Origin of the sequence: Roseovarius sp. THAF27 (assembly GCF_009363655.1) — a bacterium.
Taxonomy (GTDB): domain Bacteria; phylum Pseudomonadota; class Alphaproteobacteria; order Rhodobacterales; family Rhodobacteraceae; genus Roseovarius.
On record NZ_CP045393.1, the window covers coordinates 2,826,042 to 2,846,053 of the forward strand.

Here is a 20,012-nt window from a genome sequence, read left to right on the forward strand (position 1 = left end):
TCAGTCGCCAGTCAGGCAACTGCAAGGCACAAAGGCAAGGCATCGCTGCCTTGCCTTCGCATTCGTACCGCCCCCTGACGCGAATGCCGCGTCAGGCCGCCCTGTCCGGGATATCCACCAGCTTGCCGCGCGGTATCTCGCAGGCCTTGTCGTAAAGCGGCGTCTCGGCCAGCGTCGCGGCATACAACAGCCCGTCATTGCCCTCGACCATCAGTTCCGTGCCCGGCCCGGCCTCGGCACTGTCCATCAGCGCATAGCCAATCCCGTGCCCAAGGTAGGGCGAGGTCGCCCCGGCGGTCACCCGCCCCGCGACCTTGCCGTTCCACTCCACGCGGCCATTCACCCGCGGCTCGCCATCCGGGCAGACGATCCCGTGCAGGCGCAACCCCTTGTCGGCCTTCTCCAGCGCGGCCTTGCCGATGAAATCGCCCTTGTCCATCGCCACGAACCCGCCCAGCCCGACATCGTAAGGCGTGGTCGTTTCGTCGAAATCCGAATTGGCGTTCAGGATCCCCGCCTCGATCCGCCGGATATTCATCGAATCCAGTCCGAACATCCGCATTCCATAAGGCGCGCCAGCCTTTTCCAGATGCGCCCACAGGTCGGCGGCATCGTGATGCGGCTCGGTATAGAATTCCCAGCCCAGCTCGTTGGTGTATCCCGTCCGGGTGATCAGCACTTTCTGACCGCCGACATCCACCCACGCGCTGCCGAAATAGCCGAACGGCTCGGGGATGCCATCCTTCGCTGCGTCCTTCAGCACGTCCATCGCCAGCGGCCCCTGGATCTGGCTCACGTTCACCTCCGGGTCGGTAATCTCCACATCCATCCCCTTTGCGTGCGCCCGCGCCCAGTTGACGAAATCCCCGTCCGCCTGCGCGTACCAGAACCGGTCCTCGGCCAGCCGCACGAACACCCCGTCCACGATCAGGCCACCATCGTCGAAACAGGCGATCCCGTACCCGCAGCGCCCGACTTTCACCTTGGAAATATTGTTGACGAACAAAAGGTTCATCAGCTTTTCCGCATCTGGGCCCTTGAACTCCAGCGGCCACTCGCCGGTATGCAGGCACGCCGCCTTGGTGCGCAGCAGCCAATAGCCCTCGTCGGTCGGCAGGTCGTCCATGTAGACGCACATGAACCGCCGGTTATAGACGCAGTAATGCGGACCATGTTTTGCCTCGATCGCGTGATACGCGTGGCGGCGCAGGTTGAAATCCCACCCCGCGCCGGGCCGTGAGGTGATCAGGTCGCGCGTCTTCCCGTCGCTCGAAGTCATCATGGCTCTGCCTCCGGGTCCAGCCGCGCGCCCAGCGCCCCGGCCACCAGCTTCTGGAAATGGTGCACCGCGTGCTCGCTCAGCTCGGTCAGTCCCTCGTCGACAACAAAACGCCCCTGGTTGTACCCGCTCGATTTCAGCCCCTTCTGCACGCTCTCGCACAACCCAATATCCTCGGGCTGCAACACGTCCTTCTGATAGTTGATCGCATCACGCAGCTGCTGCGTGACCTCGCCGTCCTTCACGAACCAGTCCTGATACTCGACACAGTGCTCCGGCGCCGTCGGGTTCATCTGAAGCACCGACAGGTTCGCCTCGCCCGGATAAGCCCAGATGGTGAAGTTCGGCCACACGAACCAGCCGGCATAGCCAAAATCCACGTCGCCCGCCTCGAACTTGTAGGCCCGCGCGTTCATCGTCCTCGGCTGCCCCGCGCACTGGCTCGAATACAGCCCGCACGTGATCGTGCGATAGCTGTCCATGTCCACCAGATCGACGAAATCGTGGTGCGCGGGCGCGCAGTGATAGCACTCCAGAAAGTTGTCCATCAGCACTTTCCAGTTCGCCTCGACCTCGTAGGTGTCGCGCTGCGCGAACTGCAAATCGTCGACCGAAGGAACATAATGCCGGATCTCACGCTCCAACTCGCCCATCTGTTCGGCGAATGGCATCGCGTTTTCATCCAGATTGACGAGGACAAGCCCGCAGAACACCTCCACCTTCACCGGCTTCAGCGAAAACTCCTCCTTGCGGAACCCCTCGACATTCTCGGTATTCCGCGCCGAGCGCAGCTTGCCGTCAAAGTCGAACGCCCAGGCGTGATAGGGGCAGGTGATGATGTTCTTCTTACCCGTCCCGCTCACCAGCTCATGCCCCCGGTGCGGACACACGTTGAAGAACGCGTTCAACTCGCCGGTGCGGCTGCGCGCCACGAACACGTTCTGCTCGTGGATCTTCACCGTCAGGAACTGCCCCGGCTCCGCCACCTGGCTGACATGACCGGCATAGTACCAGGTCTTGTAGAAAATCGCGTCCTTCTCCGCCGCCCAGATATCGGGGTCGTGGTAGAACCGCGCCGGCAGGGTGTAGGAATTCTTTGGATCGGCCCGGAACGGCATGTCGCCGGGCATAAGGTTCAATGTCTGAAGGGTCATGGCGCACTCCGATCTGGCTGTTGACAGTCTCAGCCATTACCGGGGATCATGACAAACGCTCTTTTCTCATGAATTTGCCCAAGCTTGACTTATGCCAAAACCACATCTGCCACCGCTGGACCTGATGGAACCGTTCGAGGCCGCCGCACGTCTCGGCAGCTTCACCCGCGCCGCCGACGAGCTGTCCGTCACCCAATCCGCAATCTCCCAGCGTGTGCGCAAGCTCGAGGCGCTTCTCGACACGCAACTGTTCGAACGCGGCCACCGCACCATCACCCTCACCCCCGAGGGCCGCGAACTGCTGATCGGCGTCCGCGCCGCGCTTCAGCACATGACGGCAGCCACCCGCGCCCTCAGACAGCGCGACGACCGCCCCCGCATACGCCTCGGCGCGGACACCTCGATGGCGCAACTCTGGCTCACCCCACGCCTGGCCCCGGCCCTGGCAGACAGCCCGCCGCTCATGCTCGACCTGCTGGCCTCCGACACGGAGTCCGAGCTTATGACGGCGGATATCGCCCTCCTGCACGGCGCGGGCAACTGGCCCGGCTTTACCGCCACGCGGCTCTTCGCCGACGCGGTCTTTCCCGTCTGCACCCCGGACTTTCTCCGGCACACCCCGCTCGGCACACTCGAAGACCTGCTCACCGCGCCCCTTAGCGACCTCGACTACATCCATTGGAACTGGATGAACTGGGGCATCTGGCTGACCGAGGCGGGCCTCGACCCGACCCGCGCGACCACGCTCATGCGTACCAACAGCTACATGGCAAAGCTCGATGCCGCCCGTGCAGGTCTCGGTGTCGCGCTCGCGTGGGAAGGCCAGCTGACCGAGGACCTCAGGACAGGCCGCCTCGTCCGCCCCGTCGACCACGCCGTCACCCCGCCCTTCGGCTACTACCTGATCCTGCGCGACACCGCCGAACCTGCCGCGCGCCAACTGGCTCAGAACCTCCTCCGTGCTGAAACCTGACCCGCTCCGCCCTATTTCGCACCGCGGCCTTTGCATTTCTCGCCGCCCACATGCTCAATTCCGACGCGCGTACCAGAGCCGCCTTGGCAAGCCCCGCGCCGCCTGTTTAACTGTCGGCCGACATCAGACTCACCCCAAGCCAAGAGGTCTTCCCATGCGCTACCTCGCGCCAACCACGCTGGATGACGCCATCCAGCTGCTCAGCGGCGATCCCGGCGACTGCCGCGTGCTCGCCGGCGGCACCGACCTGCTCGTCCGCCTGCGCTCCGGCGATGCCGAACCCGACAGCATCCTCGACATCAAGCGCATCGACGACCTGCGCCAGATCACGCCCGAGGATGGCGGCTGGCGCATCGGTGCCGCGGTCTCTTCCGCCGAAATGAACGAGCACAAGGACCTGAAAGCCGACTACCCCGGCGTCTGCGAGGCCGCCGACCTCATCGGCTCCACCCAGATCCAGGGCCGCTGCACGCTCGCCGGCAATCTCTGCAACGCCTCTCCCGCCGCCGACTCCGTGCCCGCGATGGTCGCCGTCCGCGCCGTGGCCCGCGTCGCAGGCCCGAACGGTACCCGCGACGTGGCCGTAGAAGATATTCCCACCGGCCCCGGCAAGACCTCACTGGAAAAGGGCGAATTCGTCGCCTCGATCTTTTTGCCCGCCAAGCCCGAGCGCTCGGGCGACGCCTACCTGCGCTTCATACCGCGCACCGAGATGGACATCGCCGTGGTGGGCTGCGGCCTGTCGCTCGCCCTCGATGCAGACGGCACCTGCACCGACGCCCGCGTCTCGCTCGGCGCGGTGGGCCCCAAGGTCATGGTGGTCGACGCCGCCGCCGAGGCCCTCATCGGCACGAAACTCGGCGACGCCGCGATGCAGGCACTGGCCAAGGCCTGCTCGGACGCCGCCTCCCCCATCGCCGACAAGCGCGGCACGGTCGAGTTCCGCACGCATGTGGCCGGCGTTCTCGCCCGCCGCGCCGCCGCCATCGCCAAGACCCGCGCAGAAGGATAAGCAGACATGAGCAACATCCACGTCACCACCACGATCAACGGCGACCCCACCGAATATCTCTGCGCGCCCGATGAAACCCTGCTCGACGTCCTGCGCGACCGTCTCGGCATGACCGGCTCCAAGGAAGGCTGCGGCACCGGCGATTGCGGCGCCTGCTCGGTCACCGTCAATGGCCGCCTCGTCTGTTCCTGCCTGATGCTGGGGGCCGAGGCCGAAGGCGCCAAGATCGAGACCATCGAGGGCATGGCCCAGGGCGATCAGCTGCATCCCCTCCAGCAGAAGTTCATCGAACACGCAGCACTTCAGTGCGGCATCTGCACCCCGGGCATCCTCGTCGCCGCCAAGTCGCTCTTGGAGAAAAACCCCGACCCGACCGAGGAAGAAGCCCGCTACTGGCTCGCCGGCAACCTCTGCCGCTGCACGGGCTATGACAAGATCATCCGCGCCGTGCTCGACACGGCCGCCGACCTCAGAAAGGCATCCTGATGGCACTCGACAACAAACAGGTCCTCGACACCCAGCAATTCAAGATCGTCGGCACGCGCCCCCTGCGCCCCGATGGCATCGACAAGGTCACCGGCAAGGCCCGCTTCGGCGCCGACATCACCGCGCCGGGGATGCTGATCGGCAAGGTGCTGCGCAGCCCGCACGCCCATGCCCGCATCAAATCCATCGACACCTCCGCCGCCGAGGCCATCGAAGGCGTCCATGCCGTCGTCACTCGCGCCGACTTCGCAAATATCGAACCCGGCGACGACGTCTTCGACATCTTCGACAACTGCATGGCCGGGGAAAAGGCGCTCTATGACGGCCACGCCGTCGCCGCCGTCGCCGCCAGCTCGGGCCACATCGCCAAGAAGGCGCTGAAGGCGATCAAGATCGACTACGAGGTGCTCGACCACGTCACCGACGTCGACAAGGCGATCGACGATGGCGCCCCCGTCCTCCATGAGGGCCGCGCCGACGAATCCGTGCCCGAAGGCGCCTCGCCCAACATCATGGCCCGATACGAGTTCGGTCATGGCGACATCGACGCTGGCTTATCCGAGGCCGACGAGGTCATCGAACGCAGCTACCGCACCGAGGCCACGCATCAGGGATACATTGAACCCCATGCCTGCCTTGCCCAAATGAGCCAGGACGGCCAGGCCGATCTGTGGTGCTGCACCCAAGGGCACTACATGGTGCGCAACACCTGCGCCGCGATCATGGGGCTGGACCAGGGCCAGTTGCGCGTCACCGCCTCGGAAATCGGTGGCGGTTTCGGCGGCAAGACGGCGGTCTTCCTAGAACCCGTGGCCCTGATGCTGGCCCGCAAATCCTCGCGGCCCGTCAAGATGGTGATGACCCGCTCCGAAGTGCTGCGCGCCACCGGCCCCACAGCCTCCTCGTCGGTCGACATCCGCATCGGCATGACCAAGGACGGCCGCATCACCGCCGGTTTCGCCGAACTGCGCTATCAGGGCGGCGCCTATCCCGGCTCGCCGGTCGAAATGGGCTCCATGTCCGCCTTCGCGCCCTATGACCTGGAAAACGTGAAAACCGTTGGCTGGGATATTGTCAGCAACCGCCCCAAACAGGCCGCCTACCGCGCTCCCGGCGCGCCAATGGCCGCCTTTGCGGTGGAATCCGCCATTGACGAACTGGCCAAGGGCCTCGGCCTCGACCCTCTGGAGGTCCGCCTGAAAAACGCCGCCCGCGAAGGCACCAAGGCCTCCTATGGCCCCACCTATCCCGCCATCGGGCTCGAGGCGACGTTGCGCACCGCCAAGGACCACCCGCACTGGACGGCGCCCTTGGGCCCCAATCAGGGCCGGGGCGTCGCCTGCGGTTTCTGGTTCAACTTCGGCGGCGACACCTGCGTGACGCTCAACATCACGCCCGACGGCACGGTGACCGTCTCCGAGGGCAATCCCGACATCGGCGGCTCCCGCGCGTCGATGTCGATGATGGCGGCCGAGGAACTGGGCATCCCCTACAACAAGGTCCGCACCATCGTGGCCGACACCGGCTCCCTGGGCCAGAACGAGGTCACCGACGGCTCGCGCGTGACCTTCGCCGTGGGCCTCGCCACCATCGAGGCCGCCCGCGCCGCCAAGCGCGAGATGTGCCGCCGCGTGGCCAAGCTCTGGGACATCGATGAGGACGCCGTGGAATGGCGCGACGGCGCGGTCCACCCCACCGGCCACAACGCCGGCAGTCATGATCCCATGACCCTCGCCGAGATTGCCGCCATCGCCTCGAACACCGGCGGACCCATCGCCGGCCACCACGAGGCCAATCCCGAAGGCGCCGGCGTCTCTTTCGCCACCCACATGGTGGACACCGAGGTCGACCCCGAGACCGGCGCGGTGAAGATCCTGCGCTACACGGTCTTCCAGGACGCCGGCAAGGCCGTCCACCCGGCCTACGTCGAAGGCCAGTTCCAGGGCGGCGCCACGCAGGGCATCGGCTGGGCACTGAACGAGGAGTACATCTACGGCGAGGACGGCACGCTGCAGAACGCGGGCTTCCTCGATTACCGCATTCCCGTCGCCTCGGACCTGCCGATGATCGACACGGTCATCCTGGAAATCCCCAACCCCGGCCACCCCTACGGCGTGCGCGGGGTTGGCGAAACCTCCATCGTGCCGCCCCTCGCGGCCATCGCCAACGCGGTCTCCGCGGCGGCGGGCGTGCGCATGACCGACCTGCCCATGTCGCCGCCCAAGGTGCTCAAGGCGATGCACGACAAGTAATCACGGGACAGGCCCCGGACCAACTCCGGGGCCTTTCCGAAACCCGTAGGGTGGGTGAAAACCCACGCGCCTCGACCCGCGCAAAGCGGCAGGCACCCCCCATTTGCCGGCGCAAACCGCCGCCGATTGAACCCGCCCCCACGCATCGCCGACCCACTCCCGACACTTGTTGAAAGAAATGGGAGACGCCCCGATGCCAACGCATTACCTCACCGGATTCGACGATCTGCTCGGCTTTGGCAAAGGCGACGACACCGTCTATGCCTTCGGCGGCGACGACTACCTCTTCGGAAATGACGGAAACGACTACCTGCTCGGCATGGACGGCGAGGACACCATTCTCGGCGGTTATGGCTCCGATATCGTCGATGGCGGGGATGGCGACGACGTCATCTACGGCGGTCTTCCCGGCGGCGCCGATGTCGGCTCCAACGTGCTCTTCGGCGGCGCGGGCGAGGACCTCATCTATGCCGGCGACGACGGCGATTTCATCGACGGCGGCACCGGTCGGGACAAGATCATCGGCGCGGCCGGGGCCGACACCATTTTCGGCGGCGCAGGCAGCGACCGCATCGAGGCCGGCGGCGGCCATGACAGCATCGAGAGCGGCACGGGTTTCGATTTCATCCTCGGCGGCGCCGGCAACGATACCGTGCATGGCGGCGACAGCCGCGACACCATCAAGGGCGGATCCGGGAACGACCACCTTTCCGGTGACGACGGCAGCGACGAGTTGCACGGCAACAGCGGCGACGACAATATATTCGGCGGCGACGGCAACGACCGGCTATTCGGCGGCAGGGATAACGATTTCCTCCACGGCGGTTGCGGCAACGACACGCTCGATGGCGGCTCCGGCGACGACTGGATCATCGGCGGCGAAGGCCCCAATCCCGGCGACGGCCTCTACGGCTATGACGATGTTGCCTATGGCGGGGCGGGCAACGACTATATCTATACCGGCTCGGGCAATGACACCGCCGATGGCGGCACCGGCAACGACACGATCTATTCCGGCTCGGGCCAGGACGTGATCTATGGCGGCCTTGGCGACGACCTGATCCACGCCACCGATCCGCCCGATGGCTTTTTGGAAGGGCTCAGCCGGTACCGTCCCACGCTGGATGACAGGATCTTTGCCGGAGACGGCGACAACACCATCCATTCCGGCGCGGGCAACGACCTGGTGACATCGGGCGACGGAAACGACTACATCCGCTCGACCAACGGCAGCGACACGGTCCACTCAGGCGACGGGGACGATTTCGTCTGGCTCAGCACATTGTACATTTCCCCGGATCCGGACCTGCCCCCCTCCCCGACCGAAACCGATCTAGGCGGCGGCGACGACACGTACTATTCCACCGGCTTCAACGACGACATCGTCCAGGGCGGCGACGGCGAGGATTTCATCTACATCGAGGGCGGCAACAACCTCGTCTTCGGAGGTGCCGGGGCCGACATCATCCAGGGCGGCGACCGCGACAGCGGCAGCACGAAAAGCGCCCAAGCCTCGCTCGACATCATCTATGGCGGCGACGGCGACGACAGGATCTATGTCTGGGGCGGCAACAACCTCGTGGATGGCGGCGCCGGCAACGATACGATCGACGCCCGCCTGGGCGAGGACCTCACCCTTGGCGGCACGACCCGCATGAACGGCGGCACCGGCGACGACTGGCTGATCGGACGCCGCGGCGAGGCCGACGAGTTCGTCTTCACCCACGGCGGCGATTTCGGCACCGACGTCATCCGCAGCTTCGACGCCGCGCACGACCGCATCCTGATCGACACGTTCCAGGACGATCCGGTCGCATTCACCTCGACCATCGTCGGCACCAGCGTCCATATCGAATTCGAAGGCGACGCCGGCCTGCTCTCCATCGAAGGCGGGGCCTCCACCTGGAGCGACAGCTACATCGAGTTCATCTGACTTCCACCGAATGGCGCCCCACCCCCCGTCCCGGGCTTGACCCGGGACCTTCCGGCCCCAAGATACCCCTCATGGTACAAGTCACGATATGGGGTTCGCTCGCCCGGTTCACCGACGACGCCCGCGAGGTCGAGGTCGAGGCGGAAAACCTGCGCCAACTGCTCGACGGGCTGGCGCAGAAATACCCCGGCCTGAAACCCCAGCTCGAGCGAGGCGTGTCGGTCTCCATCGACGGACGCGTCTACAACGACAACTGGTTCCAGCCCATCCGGCCCGACAGCGAGGTCGTGCTGCTGGCGCGCCTCAAGGGCGGCTGACCCGTTTCGACAGCGGCACAGGCTCGCGCAGCGCCGAACCGCACCCGCTCTAGTCGCGCGACAGCGCCGACAGCGGCGCGCGCAGACGAAAGACCAGCCCCTCGGTGTCGAACGTCACCTCGGCCCTGGCCCCCAGCGCCCCCTCGGTCAGCTTGGTCAGCACCTGCGTGCCAAAGCCCGCCGTCTTGGTTCCGGTCACCTTGGGCCCGCCACGCTCGACCCATTCCAGCGCAAAATCCGGGTTTTCGTCCCCGGTCACAGTCCAGGTCACCACGACACGCCCGCCCTCTTCCGACAGCGCTCCGTATTTCGCCGCGTTGGTCGCCAATTCGTGGGTCACCATGCCCAGGATCTGCGCCGCATTGCTGGAAATCATCAGGTCCGGCCCGTCCAGCACCATCCGCTCGCGGGCCGCGCCCGAAAAGGGCCTTACCTGCTCGGTGAAGATCTCGCGCAGGCCGAACCGGCTCCCGGCATCGTGCATCATCGCTTCCTGGTTGCGGCCCAGCGCGGCCAGCCGCGCCAGCAGGCGGTCGGCGATCTCCTCGGGCGGCGAATGCCGCGCCAGCTGCCGCACGATTCCCGAAACCACCGTGATCAGGTTCTTCGCCCGGTGCCCAAGCTCGCCGATCAGGAATTGCGCCCGGCGCTCGGCCATCTCCTGCGCGGTGATGTCGACCATGGCGAAGACCCCCTCCACCGGCAGACCTTCGGCATCATAGGTCACCTGCTTGCGCGCGTTGACCCAGCGCAGCGGCACGTCCGGCACCAGGATGCGGTGCGTCATGTCCAGCACCTGCAACGGATTCTCCGGCGACAAAAGGCATTCCAGCCCCTCCTGCACCTGCGGCCAGTCGTCGGGATGAATCCGCGCGTGCAACTCCGACCGCGGCACCTCGACGCCCGCATCCAGCCCGAAGAATTCCGCCGCCAACGAGTCGCAGCGCAGCGTGTCGGCGCGGTAATCCACCTTTCCCAAACCGACCCGGGCGACCCTCAAGCCAAGTTCCATGTCGTCGGATGTCAGGGGGATGTTCAGCGGGGTCTCTAAGGCTCTCGTCATGGCATGTGTTTCGGGGCGCTACAGGGGGCCGTCAATGTCACAGTTTAAACGCACCGCAGATTTTCATTCTCCGGCAAAATCCTGCCGCCCGTCGGCCCCCGAGGCAAGTCCGGCGCGATGCCGCAGATGGCGTCACGGGCGCGCTTTCGGGGACCTCCCGCGCGCGCCCCGCCGTTTCTCCTCATTCAACACAGCTCGTCGCGATGCGCAGGGTGGGTGAAACCCCACGCCACCTCCCGGATCTTCGAAACGAACCCGACGCGAAAACGCCTTATCCGCAGACCCGGCAGACCGTTTCCCACTCCTTCAACCTCTCCGCCACGGGCACGGGCACGGGCCGGTCGGTGAAGAACATGTCGACCTCTGCCAGCGACCCGATCCGCGCCGGCGCCATGCGGTGAAACTTCGAATGGTCCGCCACAAGGAAGGTCCGGCGCGCCCGCGCGATGATCGACTGGCTCACGTGAACCTCCTGAACGTCGAAATCCAGAAGGTCGCCATCATCGTCCAGCGCCGAACAGCCGATGACGGCATAATCGAACTTGAACTGCTCGATCACCCGCGTCGTCAGGTTGCCGATAAGCCCCCCGTCCGAACGCCGCAACACGCCCCCCGCCACCACGATCTCGCAATCCGCATTGGCCACCAATATATTGGCAACATTGATATTATTGGTAATCACCATCAGGTCACGGTGGCTCAGAAGCGCGCGCGCCACGGCCTCGGTCGAAGTCCCGATATTCAGGAAAACCGACGCACCGTCCGGGATCTCCCGCGCGCAGACCTGCGCCATCGCCTGCTTGGCGACCTCGTTCAGGCCGCGCCGTTCCTCGTAGCCGATATTGGACACACCCGACGGCATGACCGCGCCGCCATGCACGCGCTCCAGCCGCCCGGCCTCGGCCAGGTCCGTCAGGTCGCGCCGGATGGTCTGCACCGTCACGCCGAACCGCTCGGCAAGGCCTTCGACCGTGACCTTGCCCTCGTTGCGGGCGATCTCGAGGATCTCGGGATGACGAAAAGTCTGTGACATGCGCCTGAACAAAAGTTTCGGGTTTTTTCGTTTTCGCGGAATTTTCGCACATGTCAAAGGAAAATCCCGGCCCTGGGACCATTTCGCAGCCGCAGAAAGGTTCATGCGGCGGCGCACACATCCAACCTAAGCCACTGACTTACCTTGATTTTCCAAAAACCGAACAAAAACGAAAGAAGCGTTTGACTCCATCGACCTGAACGTGCTCATTTACCGGGCACGGTTTCCGGCGGCATCTTGGGAGGATGGATGCACCCAAGTCCCGAAAATATAAGCGATATTTTCGTCATCGGGGGTGGAATCAACGGCTGCGGCATCGCCCGCGACGCCGCCGGGCGCGGCCTGTCCGTCACCCTGGCCGAGATGAACGATCTTGCCTCGGCCACCTCCTCGGCCTCGACCAAGCTTTTCCACGGCGGCCTGCGCTATCTCGAATACTTCGAATTCCGCCTTGTCCGCGAAGCCCTGATCGAACGCGAGGTCCTTTTGCGCAACATGCCGCACATCAGCTGGCCCATGCGCTTCGTCCTGCCCTATCACCGCGACATGCGTTTCGAGGGCGGCACGCCCACCTCGCGCCTGCTGGAACGGATCATGCCTTGGATGCGCGGCCGCCGTCCGGCGTGGCTGATCCGCCTTGGTCTCTTTCTTTACGACAGCCTGGGGGGCCGCAAGATCCTGCCCGCCGCCCGCTCCCTCTCGCTCGACGGCACGCCCGAGGGCGCACCGCTGAAATCCCATTTCAAACAGGCGTTCGAGTATTCCGACTGCTGGGTCGAGGATGCCCGCCTGGTGGCGCTGAACGCCCGCGACGCCGCCGCCCGCGGCGCCGAGATCCTCACCCGCACCCGCGTCACCGGCGCCCGCCGTGCGGGCGAGCTATGGGAGATCGACCTCGAAGACACCGCCACCGGCGCCCTGCTGACCCGCCGCGCCCGCGCGCTCGTCAATGCCGGCGGGCCGTGGGTGGGCAACATCATCCAGGACGTCACCCATATCGACAGCCGCGAAGGCGTCCGTCTCGTGCGCGGCAGCCATATCGTCACGCGCAAGCTGTTCGACCACCCCAAGTGCTATTTCTTCCAGGGCCGCGATGGCCGCATCATCTTCGCCATCCCCTACGAGCAGGATTTCACCCTCATCGGCACCACCGACGCCGATCACCCCGATCCCGGCACGCGCCCCGTCTGCACCCCTGCCGAACAGGAATACCTCTGCAATTTCGCCTCGGAGTATTTCGCCACGCCCGTCACCCGCGACGACATCGTCTGGACCTATTCGGGTGTCCGCCCGCTCTATGACGACGGCGCCAAGTCGGCCACCGCCGCCACCCGCGACTACGTGCTGAAACTCGACAGTGACGGCCCGCCGCTGCTGAACATCTTCGGCGGCAAGATCACCACCTACCGCCGCCTCGCGCAGGCCGCGGTGGGCAAACTGGCCCCAGATTTCCCGAACGCCAAGGGCGGCTGGACCGCCGACGCCGCCCTGCCCGGCGGCGATTTCGCCGTCGAGCACCGTGACGACATGGCGGCGCAACTCCAGACCGACTACCCCTTCCTGACCGAAGCCTGGGCCTACCGCCTGCTCCGCGCCTACGGCACCGAGGCCCGCACCCTTCTGGGCGACGCGACCACCGCCGCCGACCTTGGCCGCAGCTTCGGCGCCACCCTGACCGAACGCGAGGTGCGCTGGCTCATGACCCACGAATTCGCCCGCTCCGCCGAGGATATCGTCTGGCGTCGCAGCAAGCTGGGCCTGCGCATGTCAGAGAGTGAAATCAAGGACTTGCAGGACTGGATGCAAGCCAACCCCGAGGGCGACAGTATCGTCGCCGCGGCGGCAGAATAAGGACGCAACCGATGACGCTGGTTCTGGACAACGTGTCGAAAAAAGTAGGGGCGGACATGCATATCCACCCTACCGACCTCACGCTTGAAAAAGGCACGATGAACGTCCTTCTGGGACCCACGCTGGCGGGCAAGACCACGCTGATGCGCCTGATGGCGGGGCTTGATGCCCCCACCACGGGCCGCATCCTCTGGGACGGTACGGATGTGACCGGTATGCGCGTGCAGGATCGCGGCGTCGCCATGGTCTACCAGCAATTCATCAACTACCCGTCCATGAGCGTCTACGACAACATCGCCAGCCCCATGCGCCTGTCGGGCAAACCGAAGGAAGAGATCGACCGCGCCGTGCGCGACACCGCCGAGATGCTGCAACTGACGCCCATGCTCGACCGTAAGCCGCTCGAGTTGTCCGGCGGCCAGCAGCAGCGTTGCGCGCTGGCCCGGGCGCTGGTCAAGAACGCCGGTCTCGTCCTGCTGGACGAACCGCTCGCCAATCTCGACTACAAGCTGCGGGAGGAGTTGCGCATCGAAATTCCCCGCATCTTCGAGGAATCCGGCGCGATCTTCGTCTACGCCACCACCGAACCCGAAGAGGCGCTTTTGCTGGGCGGCCACACCGCCACGCTCTGGGAAGGGCGCGTCACGCAGTTCGGCCCCACGCCCAAGGTCTATCGCCAGCCGGCCGATGCCACCACCGCGCGCGTCTTCTCCGACCCGCCGATGAACTTCCTGCAAATCTCGAAAACCGGCGGCAAGCTGATGTTCGGCGAGGGCCAGTCCCTGCCCGCCACCGGCAAGATGGCCGACCTCCCCGAAGGCCGCTACACCGCCGGCTTCCGCCCCAACCACCTGGAAATCGAAAAACACACAGACGCCGCCATGCGCTTTGTGACAAAGCTCAGCGTGACCGAACTCACCGGCTCGGAAACCTTCATCCATCTTGACCACGCGGGCACCCGCTGGGTCGGCGTCATCCACGGCGTGCATGACCTTCAGCCGGGTCGCGACCTGCCGGTCTATCTCGACCCGGCCCATATCTACATCTTCAGCGATGACGGCGATCTGGTATCCCCCGCCGCCTACGCGCTGGCCGCTTGAGGGGCTGACGAACATGGCAAAGATCACGCTCGACAACCTGGCGCACAGCTACCTCGCCAACCCGATCTCCGAGGACGACTTCGCCCTCAAGGAGCTCAACCACGACTGGACCGATGGCGAGGCCTATGCCCTCCTGGGCGCGTCCGGCTGCGGCAAGACCACGCTTCTGAACATCATCTCGGGCCTCTTGCAGCCCAGCCGGGGCCGCATCCTCTTCAACGACGTCGACGTCACGCACGCCCCCACGACCGAGCGCAACATCGCGCAGGTCTTCCAGTTCCCGGTCGTCTACGACACCATGACCGTGCGCGAAAACCTTGCCTTCCCGCTCATGAACCGCGGCGCCGACAAGGCTTACGTCTCCCAGCGCGTTCAGGAAATCGCCACCATGATCGGGCTCGAGGACACGCTGAACCGCAAGGCACGCGGGCTGACGGCGGACGCCAAGCAGAAGATCAGCCTGGGCCGCGGCATGGTGCGCGAGGACGTCAACGCGCTTCTGTTCGACGAGCCGCTGACCGTCATCGACCCTCACATGAAGTGGGAGCTGCGCACGCAGTTGAAGCAACTGCATCAACAGTTCGGCCACACCATGATCTACGTCACCCACGACCAGACCGAGGCGCTGACCTTCGCCGACAAGGTCGTGGTCATGCATGACGGACGCGTGGTGCAGATCGGCACGCCCGAGGACCTGTTCAAGACGCCCGAACACACCTTCGTAGGCTACTTCATCGGCTCGCCCGGCATGAACGTCATCCCCGCGAAAGTCGAGGGAAACCAGGCCTATATCAACGGCGCCGAACTCGCCCTCGCCAACACCTACGCCCCCCTCGAAGGCCGCGTCGAGCTTGGCGTGCGCCCCGAATTCGCCCGCCTCTCCGACAGCGAGGGCCTGCCCGTCAAGATCCGCCGCATCGAGGATGTGGGCCGCCACAAGATCATCCGCGCCGATTGCTTCGGCACGCCGATCAACATCATCGCCGACGAGGCCGAAGAAGTGCGCGCCGACGCCACCCGCGTCGCCTTCGACCCCGCCCATGTCAACGTCTACGCCAACGACTGGCGCGTGACGCCGCAAGGGAGAGCCGCCTGATGAACCTGCGCAACCCCGTCCCGGACTTGATCCGGGACCTCCCAGCCACCCCTCCCACCGTCATCCTCCGATCCGACCCGAGGATCTCCCGCCACAGAGATCATCCGGTCAAGCCGGATGATGACGCCCGCTCCACAACCCACGAGGCCTCCTGATGGACAAGACCCCCAATCAAAAGGCCTGGTTCCTCGTCCTGCCCGTGCTGATCCTCGTGGCCTTCTCCGCCGTCATCCCGCTGATGACCGTGGTGAACTATTCCGTGCAGGACACCTTCGGGAACAACGAATTCTTCTGGGCCGGGCTCGAATGGTTCCGCGAACTGCTCGAAGATGACCGCATGTGGGACGCTTTGGGGCGGCAGCTAATGTTCTCCGGCATCATCCTCGCCATCGAGGTGTCCTTGGGCATCCTCGTCGCCCTCAACATGCCCAAGAAAGGCGTCTGGGTCTCGGTCTGCCTCGTCCTGATGTCCCTTCCGCTGCTGATCCCGTGGAACGTTGTCGGCACCATCTGGCAGATCTTCGGCCGCGTCGATATCGGCCTGCTGGGCCACACGCTGGCCGCTCTGGGGATCGACTACAACTACACGCAAGACCCGTTTGCCGCTTGGGTCACGGTCATCGTCATGGATGTTTGGCACTGGACCTCGCTGGTGGCGCTGCTGGCCTATGCCGGCCTGCAATCCATCCCCGACGCCTACTATCAAGCCGCCAAGATCGATCAGGCCTCGCGCTGGAAGGTGTTCCGCTACATCGAGCTGCCCAAGATGGCCGGCGTGCTGATGATCGCAGTGCTCCTGCGCTTCATGGACAGCTTCATGATCTACACCGAACCGTTCGTCGTCACCGGCGGCGGCCCCGGCAGCACCACGACCTTCCTCAGCATCGACCTCGTGAAGATGGCCCTGGGTCAGTTCGACCTCGGTCCTGCCGCCGCCTTCTCGCTGATGTATTTCCTCGTGATCCTGCTGATCTCTTGGGTGTTCTATACCGTGATGGTCAATCTCGATAAGCGGGGGACATAAGCCGATGACCGACGCCACCACAGACCAACTCCCCGGCAAGCTCGCCCCCAGCGGCAAGAACCGTCGCGCCCGCGCGGGCATCAACACCCGCGCCATCGTGATGGGCCTCTACCTGATCTTCCTGCTCCTGCCGATCTACTGGCTCCTGAACATGAGCCTCAAGACCAACACCGAGATCCTCAACAGCTTCACGCTCTGGCCGCGCAACCTGACGCTGGAAAACTACGCCACCATCCTGACCGATCCCGCGTGGTACTCGGGCTATATCAACTCGCTGATCTACGTGGTGATGAACACCGTCATCTCGCTCGCCGTGGCCCTGCCCGCCGCCTACGCCTTTTCGCGCTACACGTTCCTGGGCGACAAGCACCTGTTCTTCTGGCTGCTCACCAACCGCATGGCACCCCCGGCGGTCTTTGCCCTGCCCTTCTTCCAGCTCTACAGCTCCGTCGGCCTCTTCGACACCCACATCGCCGTGGCGCTGGCGCATTGCCTCTTCAACGTGCCGCTGGCGGTGTGGATCCTCGAGGGCTTCATGCGCGGCGTGCCCAAGGAAATCGACGAGACCGCCTATATCGACGGCTATTCCTTCTCCCGCTTCTTCGTGAAGATATTCATGCCGCTGATCGCGTCGGGCATCGGCGTCGCCGCGTTCTTCTGCTTCATGTTTAGCTGGGTCGAACTCCTGCTCTCCCGCACGCTCACCACGGTGGACGCCAAGCCCATCGCCGCCATCATGACCCGCACCCAAGGGGCCGCCGGCATCGACTGGGGCGTGCTCGCCGCCGCCGGCATCCTGACCATCGTGCCCGGCGCGCTGGTGATCTATTTCGTCCGAAACTACATCGCCAAGGGCTTTGCCTTGGGGAGGGTCTAGTGCAACGGTTCGTTAACCATAAACCCGTCATCCTCGGGCCTGACCCGAGGATCTCTCCAAAAGAGCGCCTCGCTAAACCCGAGGCTCTCCATGCCCAAGGACATGTACGTCTATATCGTGACGAACAAGCCGAACGGCACGCTCTATATCGGTGTGACAAACGACCTGCGACGCAGGCTGTGGCAACATCGCGGCCACATCATCCCGGGCTTCACGGACCGCTACAACCTGACACAGCTGGTCTGGTTCGAGCATCATGCAGAGCCCACCGAGGCGATCCGCCGCGAAAAGGCGCTGAAAAGCTGGAACCGCGCATGGAAGCTCGACCTCATTGCAGCCACCAACCCCGGCTGGCGCGACCTGTGAGAGGATATCGCCAAGTGATCCGCGGAACGTCATCCTCGGGCCCTACCCGAGGATCTCCACGGCCCGAGATCGTCCGGTCAAGCCGGACGATGACGCTCGCACCGCTGAAAGGAGCCGAATAATGGACTGGATGGCATGGACATGGCCCACCGCCGCCTTCTTCGGCGTCATCGCCCTGCTCCTCGTAACCTTCACGATCCTCGCGCTCAAGTTCCCCGAGACGCCCCGCACCGGCATCCTGCGCATCGAGACCACGCGCGGCGACCGGCTCTTCATCACGCTTCTGGGCAGCGCCTTCATCAATCTCGCGTGGCTGGGCCTTGTCGGCGCCAACCAGCCCTACGCGCTGATCGTCTGCGCGATCTATGCCGCCGCGGTGTTCCGCTGGGTCTAGACGCGCGCCAACCCCCGGCGTTCCGCAGTGCGGGCCGTCACAAACACAAAAGTTCAGAAAGACCAATGGGAGGAACCAAATGACCCTGAACCTGAAATCAACCACCGCGCTGGCGGCGGCCATTGCCCTCACGGGCAGTGCCGCATGGGCCGGCATGGAAGAGGCGATGGAGTTCCTCGAGAACGAAATCGCAGGCATGTCCACGCTCAGCCAGGAAGAGCAGGAAGCCGAGATGCAATGGTTCGTCGACGCGGCCCAGCCCTTCGAGGGCATGGAAATCAAGGTCGTCTCGGAAACCATCGCAACGCACGAATACGAAAGCCAGGTCCTCGCCCCGGCGTTCAGTGCCATCACCGGCATCCAGGTCACCCATGACCTCATCGGCGAGGGCGACGTGGTCGAGAAACTGCAAACCCAGATGCAGTCGGGCGAGAATATCTATGACGGCTACGTCAACGACAGCGACCTCATCGGCACTCACTGGCGCTATCAGCAGGTGCGCAACCTGACCGACTGGATGGAGGGCGAAGGGTCGGACGTCACCAACCCCAACCTCGATATCGACGACTTCATCGGCACGTCCTTCACCACCGGCCCCGACGGCAAGCTCTACCAGCTGCCCGACCAGCAATTCGCAAACCTCTATTGGTTCCGCTACGACTGGTTCAACGACGAGAAGAACAAGGCCGACTTCCAGGAGGAATACGGCTACGAGCTTGGCGTTCCGGTCAACTGGTCGGCCTACGAGGATATCGCCGAGTTCTTCACCGGCCGCGACCTCAGCCACCTCGGTGTCGAGGGCGAAGTCTTCGGCAACATGGACTACGGCAAGAAGGACCCGTCCCTGGGCTGGCGCTACACCGACGCGTGGATGTCCATGGCCGGAATGGGCGACGTGGGCGAACCCAACGGGCTGCCGGTCGACGAATGGGGCATCCGGGTGAACGAGAATTCCCAGCCCGTCGGCTCCTGCGTCGATCGTGGCGGCGCCACCAACGCGCCCGCGGCCGTCTATGCCGTGACCAAGGCGATCGAGTGGCTCCAGAAATACTCGCCTCCGGCGGCGGCTGGCATGACCTTCTCCGAGGCCGGCCCGATCCCCGCGCAAGGCAATGTGGCCCAGCAGATGTTCTGGTACACCGCCTTTACCGCGGCCACGGTCGAACCCGGCCTGCCGGTGATGAACGAGGACGGCACGCCCAAGTGGCGCATGGCCCCCTCGCCGCACGGCGTCTACTGGAAAGAAGGCCAGAAGATCGGCTACCAGGACGCAGGCTCGTGGACGCTGATGCAGTCGACCCCCGTCGACCGCGCCAAGGCGGCCTGGCTCTACGCCCAGTTCGTCACGTCGAAAACCGTGGACGTCAAGAAATCGGATGTGGGCCTGACCTTCATCCGCGAGTCCACCATCGACAGCGACCACTTCACCGAACGCGCGGATAAACTCGGCGGGTTGATCGAGTTCTACCGCTCGCCCGCCCGCACCGCATGGTCGCCCACCGGCACCAACGTGCCGGACTACCCGAAACTGGCCCAGCTCTGGTGGCAGAATATCGGGGACGCCATGTCGGGCTCCAAGACCCCGCAAGAGGCGCTCGATGCCCTCTGCGCGGACCAGGAGCGCGTGCTGGAACGTCTCGAACGCGCTGGCGTCCAAGGCGATCTCGGCCCGGTCATGAACGAGGAGCGCGACCCGCAATACTGGTACGACCAGGACGGCGCGCCTTATCCCAAGCTGGAAAACGAGGACGAAGAGCCCAAGACCGTCTCCTATGACGAGCTGATCGCCAGCTGGCAGTAAC

The 20,012-nt window shown here is 64.8% G+C and carries 18 protein-coding genes; 14 read left to right on the plus strand and 4 right to left on the minus strand.

Going from position 1 to position 20,012, the window contains the following annotated elements; translation table 11 throughout:
• Positions 1-91 precede the first annotated feature (91 nt).
• Both FIU89_RS14220 and FIU89_RS14225 read right to left on the minus strand, forming a co-directional pair.
• A complete protein-coding gene (locus FIU89_RS14220) occupies positions 92-1,282 on the minus strand; it encodes an aminomethyltransferase family protein (protein WP_152493208.1) in 1,191 nt (396 codons plus the stop codon).
• Positions 1,279-2,433: an aromatic ring-hydroxylating dioxygenase subunit alpha gene (locus FIU89_RS14225; protein WP_152493209.1), complete on the minus strand. Its 1,155-nt coding sequence runs from the start codon at positions 2,431-2,433 to the stop codon at positions 1,279-1,281. Before FIU89_RS14225 ends, FIU89_RS14220 begins: the two co-directional genes overlap by 4 nt.
• 91 nt (positions 2,434-2,524) lie before the next feature.
• Between FIU89_RS14225 and FIU89_RS14230 the strand changes: the two genes are divergently transcribed.
• The 6 genes from FIU89_RS14230 (at position 2,525) to FIU89_RS14255 (ending at position 9,406) form a co-directional block, all read left to right on the plus strand.
• Entirely contained in the window at positions 2,525-3,406 is an 882-nt protein-coding gene (locus FIU89_RS14230; protein WP_152493210.1) for a LysR substrate-binding domain-containing protein, read from the plus strand.
• Between the two features lie 154 nt (positions 3,407-3,560).
• Complete coding sequence (locus tag FIU89_RS14235) at positions 3,561-4,418, plus strand: xanthine dehydrogenase family protein subunit M (RefSeq protein WP_152493211.1); 858 nt, start codon at positions 3,561-3,563, stop codon at positions 4,416-4,418.
• Positions 4,419-4,424: 6 nt separating this feature from the next.
• Positions 4,425-4,904, plus strand: a complete 480-nt coding sequence (locus FIU89_RS14240; protein WP_152493212.1) for a (2Fe-2S)-binding protein — start codon at positions 4,425-4,427, stop codon at positions 4,902-4,904.
• A complete protein-coding gene (locus FIU89_RS14245) occupies positions 4,904-7,156 on the plus strand; it encodes a xanthine dehydrogenase family protein molybdopterin-binding subunit (protein WP_152493213.1) in 2,253 nt (750 codons plus the stop codon). Before FIU89_RS14240 ends, FIU89_RS14245 begins: the two co-directional genes overlap by 1 nt.
• Before the next feature lie 193 nt (positions 7,157-7,349).
• Positions 7,350-9,089, plus strand: coding sequence for a calcium-binding protein (locus tag FIU89_RS14250; RefSeq protein ID WP_172978116.1), 1,740 nt, complete (start codon positions 7,350-7,352; stop codon positions 9,087-9,089).
• A 71-nt stretch (positions 9,090-9,160) separates the two neighbouring features.
• Entirely contained in the window at positions 9,161-9,406 is a 246-nt protein-coding gene (locus tag FIU89_RS14255) for a MoaD/ThiS family protein (RefSeq protein WP_152493215.1), read from the plus strand.
• Between the two features lie 49 nt (positions 9,407-9,455).
• Here FIU89_RS14255 and FIU89_RS14260 read toward each other — a convergent pair whose 3' ends face one another.
• Both FIU89_RS14260 and FIU89_RS14265 read right to left on the minus strand, forming a co-directional pair.
• Positions 9,456-10,469 (minus strand): sensor histidine kinase, encoded by a 1,014-nt coding sequence (locus tag FIU89_RS14260; protein ID WP_152493216.1) that lies wholly within the window; start codon positions 10,467-10,469, stop codon positions 9,456-9,458.
• 271 nt (positions 10,470-10,740) lie between these two features.
• Entirely contained in the window at positions 10,741-11,502 is a 762-nt protein-coding gene (locus FIU89_RS14265) for a DeoR/GlpR family DNA-binding transcription regulator (RefSeq protein WP_152493217.1), read from the minus strand.
• Positions 11,503-11,751: 249 nt separating this feature from the next.
• Here FIU89_RS14265 and glpD point away from each other — a divergent pair, with 249 nt between their 5' ends.
• From glpD to FIU89_RS14305, 8 genes are all read left to right on the plus strand, one after another.
• Positions 11,752-13,353: a glycerol-3-phosphate dehydrogenase gene (glpD, locus tag FIU89_RS14270; RefSeq protein WP_152493218.1), complete on the plus strand. Its 1,602-nt coding sequence runs from the start codon at positions 11,752-11,754 to the stop codon at positions 13,351-13,353.
• Positions 13,354-13,364: 11 nt separating this feature from the next.
• Positions 13,365-14,453: an ABC transporter ATP-binding protein gene (locus tag FIU89_RS14275; protein ID WP_152493219.1), complete on the plus strand. Its 1,089-nt coding sequence runs from the start codon at positions 13,365-13,367 to the stop codon at positions 14,451-14,453.
• A 13-nt stretch (positions 14,454-14,466) separates the two neighbouring features.
• Positions 14,467-15,549 (plus strand): ABC transporter ATP-binding protein, encoded by a 1,083-nt coding sequence (locus FIU89_RS14280; protein WP_152493220.1) that lies wholly within the window; start codon positions 14,467-14,469, stop codon positions 15,547-15,549.
• A 154-nt stretch (positions 15,550-15,703) separates the two neighbouring features.
• Positions 15,704-16,573: a carbohydrate ABC transporter permease gene (locus FIU89_RS14285; protein WP_152493221.1), complete on the plus strand. Its 870-nt coding sequence runs from the start codon at positions 15,704-15,706 to the stop codon at positions 16,571-16,573.
• Positions 16,574-16,673: 100 nt separating this feature from the next.
• Complete coding sequence (locus FIU89_RS14290; RefSeq protein WP_254701879.1) at positions 16,674-17,450, plus strand: carbohydrate ABC transporter permease; 777 nt, start codon at positions 16,674-16,676, stop codon at positions 17,448-17,450.
• Positions 17,451-17,540: 90 nt separating this feature from the next.
• Positions 17,541-17,816 (plus strand): GIY-YIG nuclease family protein, encoded by a 276-nt coding sequence (locus tag FIU89_RS14295; protein ID WP_152493222.1) that lies wholly within the window; start codon positions 17,541-17,543, stop codon positions 17,814-17,816.
• Between the two features lie 121 nt (positions 17,817-17,937).
• Positions 17,938-18,210 (plus strand): DUF2160 domain-containing protein, encoded by a 273-nt coding sequence (locus tag FIU89_RS14300; RefSeq protein WP_152493223.1) that lies wholly within the window; start codon positions 17,938-17,940, stop codon positions 18,208-18,210.
• Between the two features lie 79 nt (positions 18,211-18,289).
• Positions 18,290-20,011, plus strand: coding sequence for an ABC transporter substrate-binding protein (locus tag FIU89_RS14305; protein ID WP_152493224.1), 1,722 nt, complete (start codon positions 18,290-18,292; stop codon positions 20,009-20,011).
• Position 20,012: the final 1 nt, after the last annotated feature.

What these genes read in the sequence shown, in the direction of transcription:
- FIU89_RS14220 (WP_152493208.1), bottom strand. Translation starts at nt 1,282, where the DNA reads ATGATGACTTCGAGCGACGGGAAGACGCGCGACCTGATCACCTCACGG.
- FIU89_RS14290 (WP_254701879.1), top strand. Translation starts at nt 16,674, where the DNA reads ATGGGCCTCTACCTGATCTTCCTGCTCCTGCCGATCTACTGGCTCCTG.
- FIU89_RS14285 (WP_152493221.1), top strand. Translation starts at nt 15,704, where the DNA reads ATGGACAAGACCCCCAATCAAAAGGCCTGGTTCCTCGTCCTGCCCGTG.
- FIU89_RS14260 (WP_152493216.1), bottom strand. Translation starts at nt 10,469, where the DNA reads ATGACGAGAGCCTTAGAGACCCCGCTGAACATCCCCCTGACATCCGAC.
- glpD (WP_152493218.1), top strand. Translation starts at nt 11,752, where the DNA reads ATGCACCCAAGTCCCGAAAATATAAGCGATATTTTCGTCATCGGGGGT.
- FIU89_RS14225 (WP_152493209.1), bottom strand. Translation starts at nt 2,433, where the DNA reads ATGACCCTTCAGACATTGAACCTTATGCCCGGCGACATGCCGTTCCGG.
- FIU89_RS14280 (WP_152493220.1), top strand. Translation starts at nt 14,467, where the DNA reads ATGGCAAAGATCACGCTCGACAACCTGGCGCACAGCTACCTCGCCAAC.
- FIU89_RS14275 (WP_152493219.1), top strand. Translation starts at nt 13,365, where the DNA reads ATGACGCTGGTTCTGGACAACGTGTCGAAAAAAGTAGGGGCGGACATG.
- FIU89_RS14255 (WP_152493215.1), top strand. Translation starts at nt 9,161, where the DNA reads ATGGTACAAGTCACGATATGGGGTTCGCTCGCCCGGTTCACCGACGAC.
- FIU89_RS14235 (WP_152493211.1), top strand. Translation starts at nt 3,561, where the DNA reads ATGCGCTACCTCGCGCCAACCACGCTGGATGACGCCATCCAGCTGCTC.
- FIU89_RS14240 (WP_152493212.1), top strand. Translation starts at nt 4,425, where the DNA reads ATGAGCAACATCCACGTCACCACCACGATCAACGGCGACCCCACCGAA.
- FIU89_RS14230 (WP_152493210.1), top strand. Translation starts at nt 2,525, where the DNA reads ATGCCAAAACCACATCTGCCACCGCTGGACCTGATGGAACCGTTCGAG.
- FIU89_RS14245 (WP_152493213.1), top strand. Translation starts at nt 4,904, where the DNA reads ATGGCACTCGACAACAAACAGGTCCTCGACACCCAGCAATTCAAGATC.
- FIU89_RS14300 (WP_152493223.1), top strand. Translation starts at nt 17,938, where the DNA reads ATGGACTGGATGGCATGGACATGGCCCACCGCCGCCTTCTTCGGCGTC.
- FIU89_RS14295 (WP_152493222.1), top strand. Translation starts at nt 17,541, where the DNA reads ATGCCCAAGGACATGTACGTCTATATCGTGACGAACAAGCCGAACGGC.
- FIU89_RS14250 (WP_172978116.1), top strand. Translation starts at nt 7,350, where the DNA reads ATGCCAACGCATTACCTCACCGGATTCGACGATCTGCTCGGCTTTGGC.
- FIU89_RS14305 (WP_152493224.1), top strand. Translation starts at nt 18,290, where the DNA reads ATGACCCTGAACCTGAAATCAACCACCGCGCTGGCGGCGGCCATTGCC.
- FIU89_RS14265 (WP_152493217.1), bottom strand. Translation starts at nt 11,502, where the DNA reads ATGTCACAGACTTTTCGTCATCCCGAGATCCTCGAGATCGCCCGCAAC.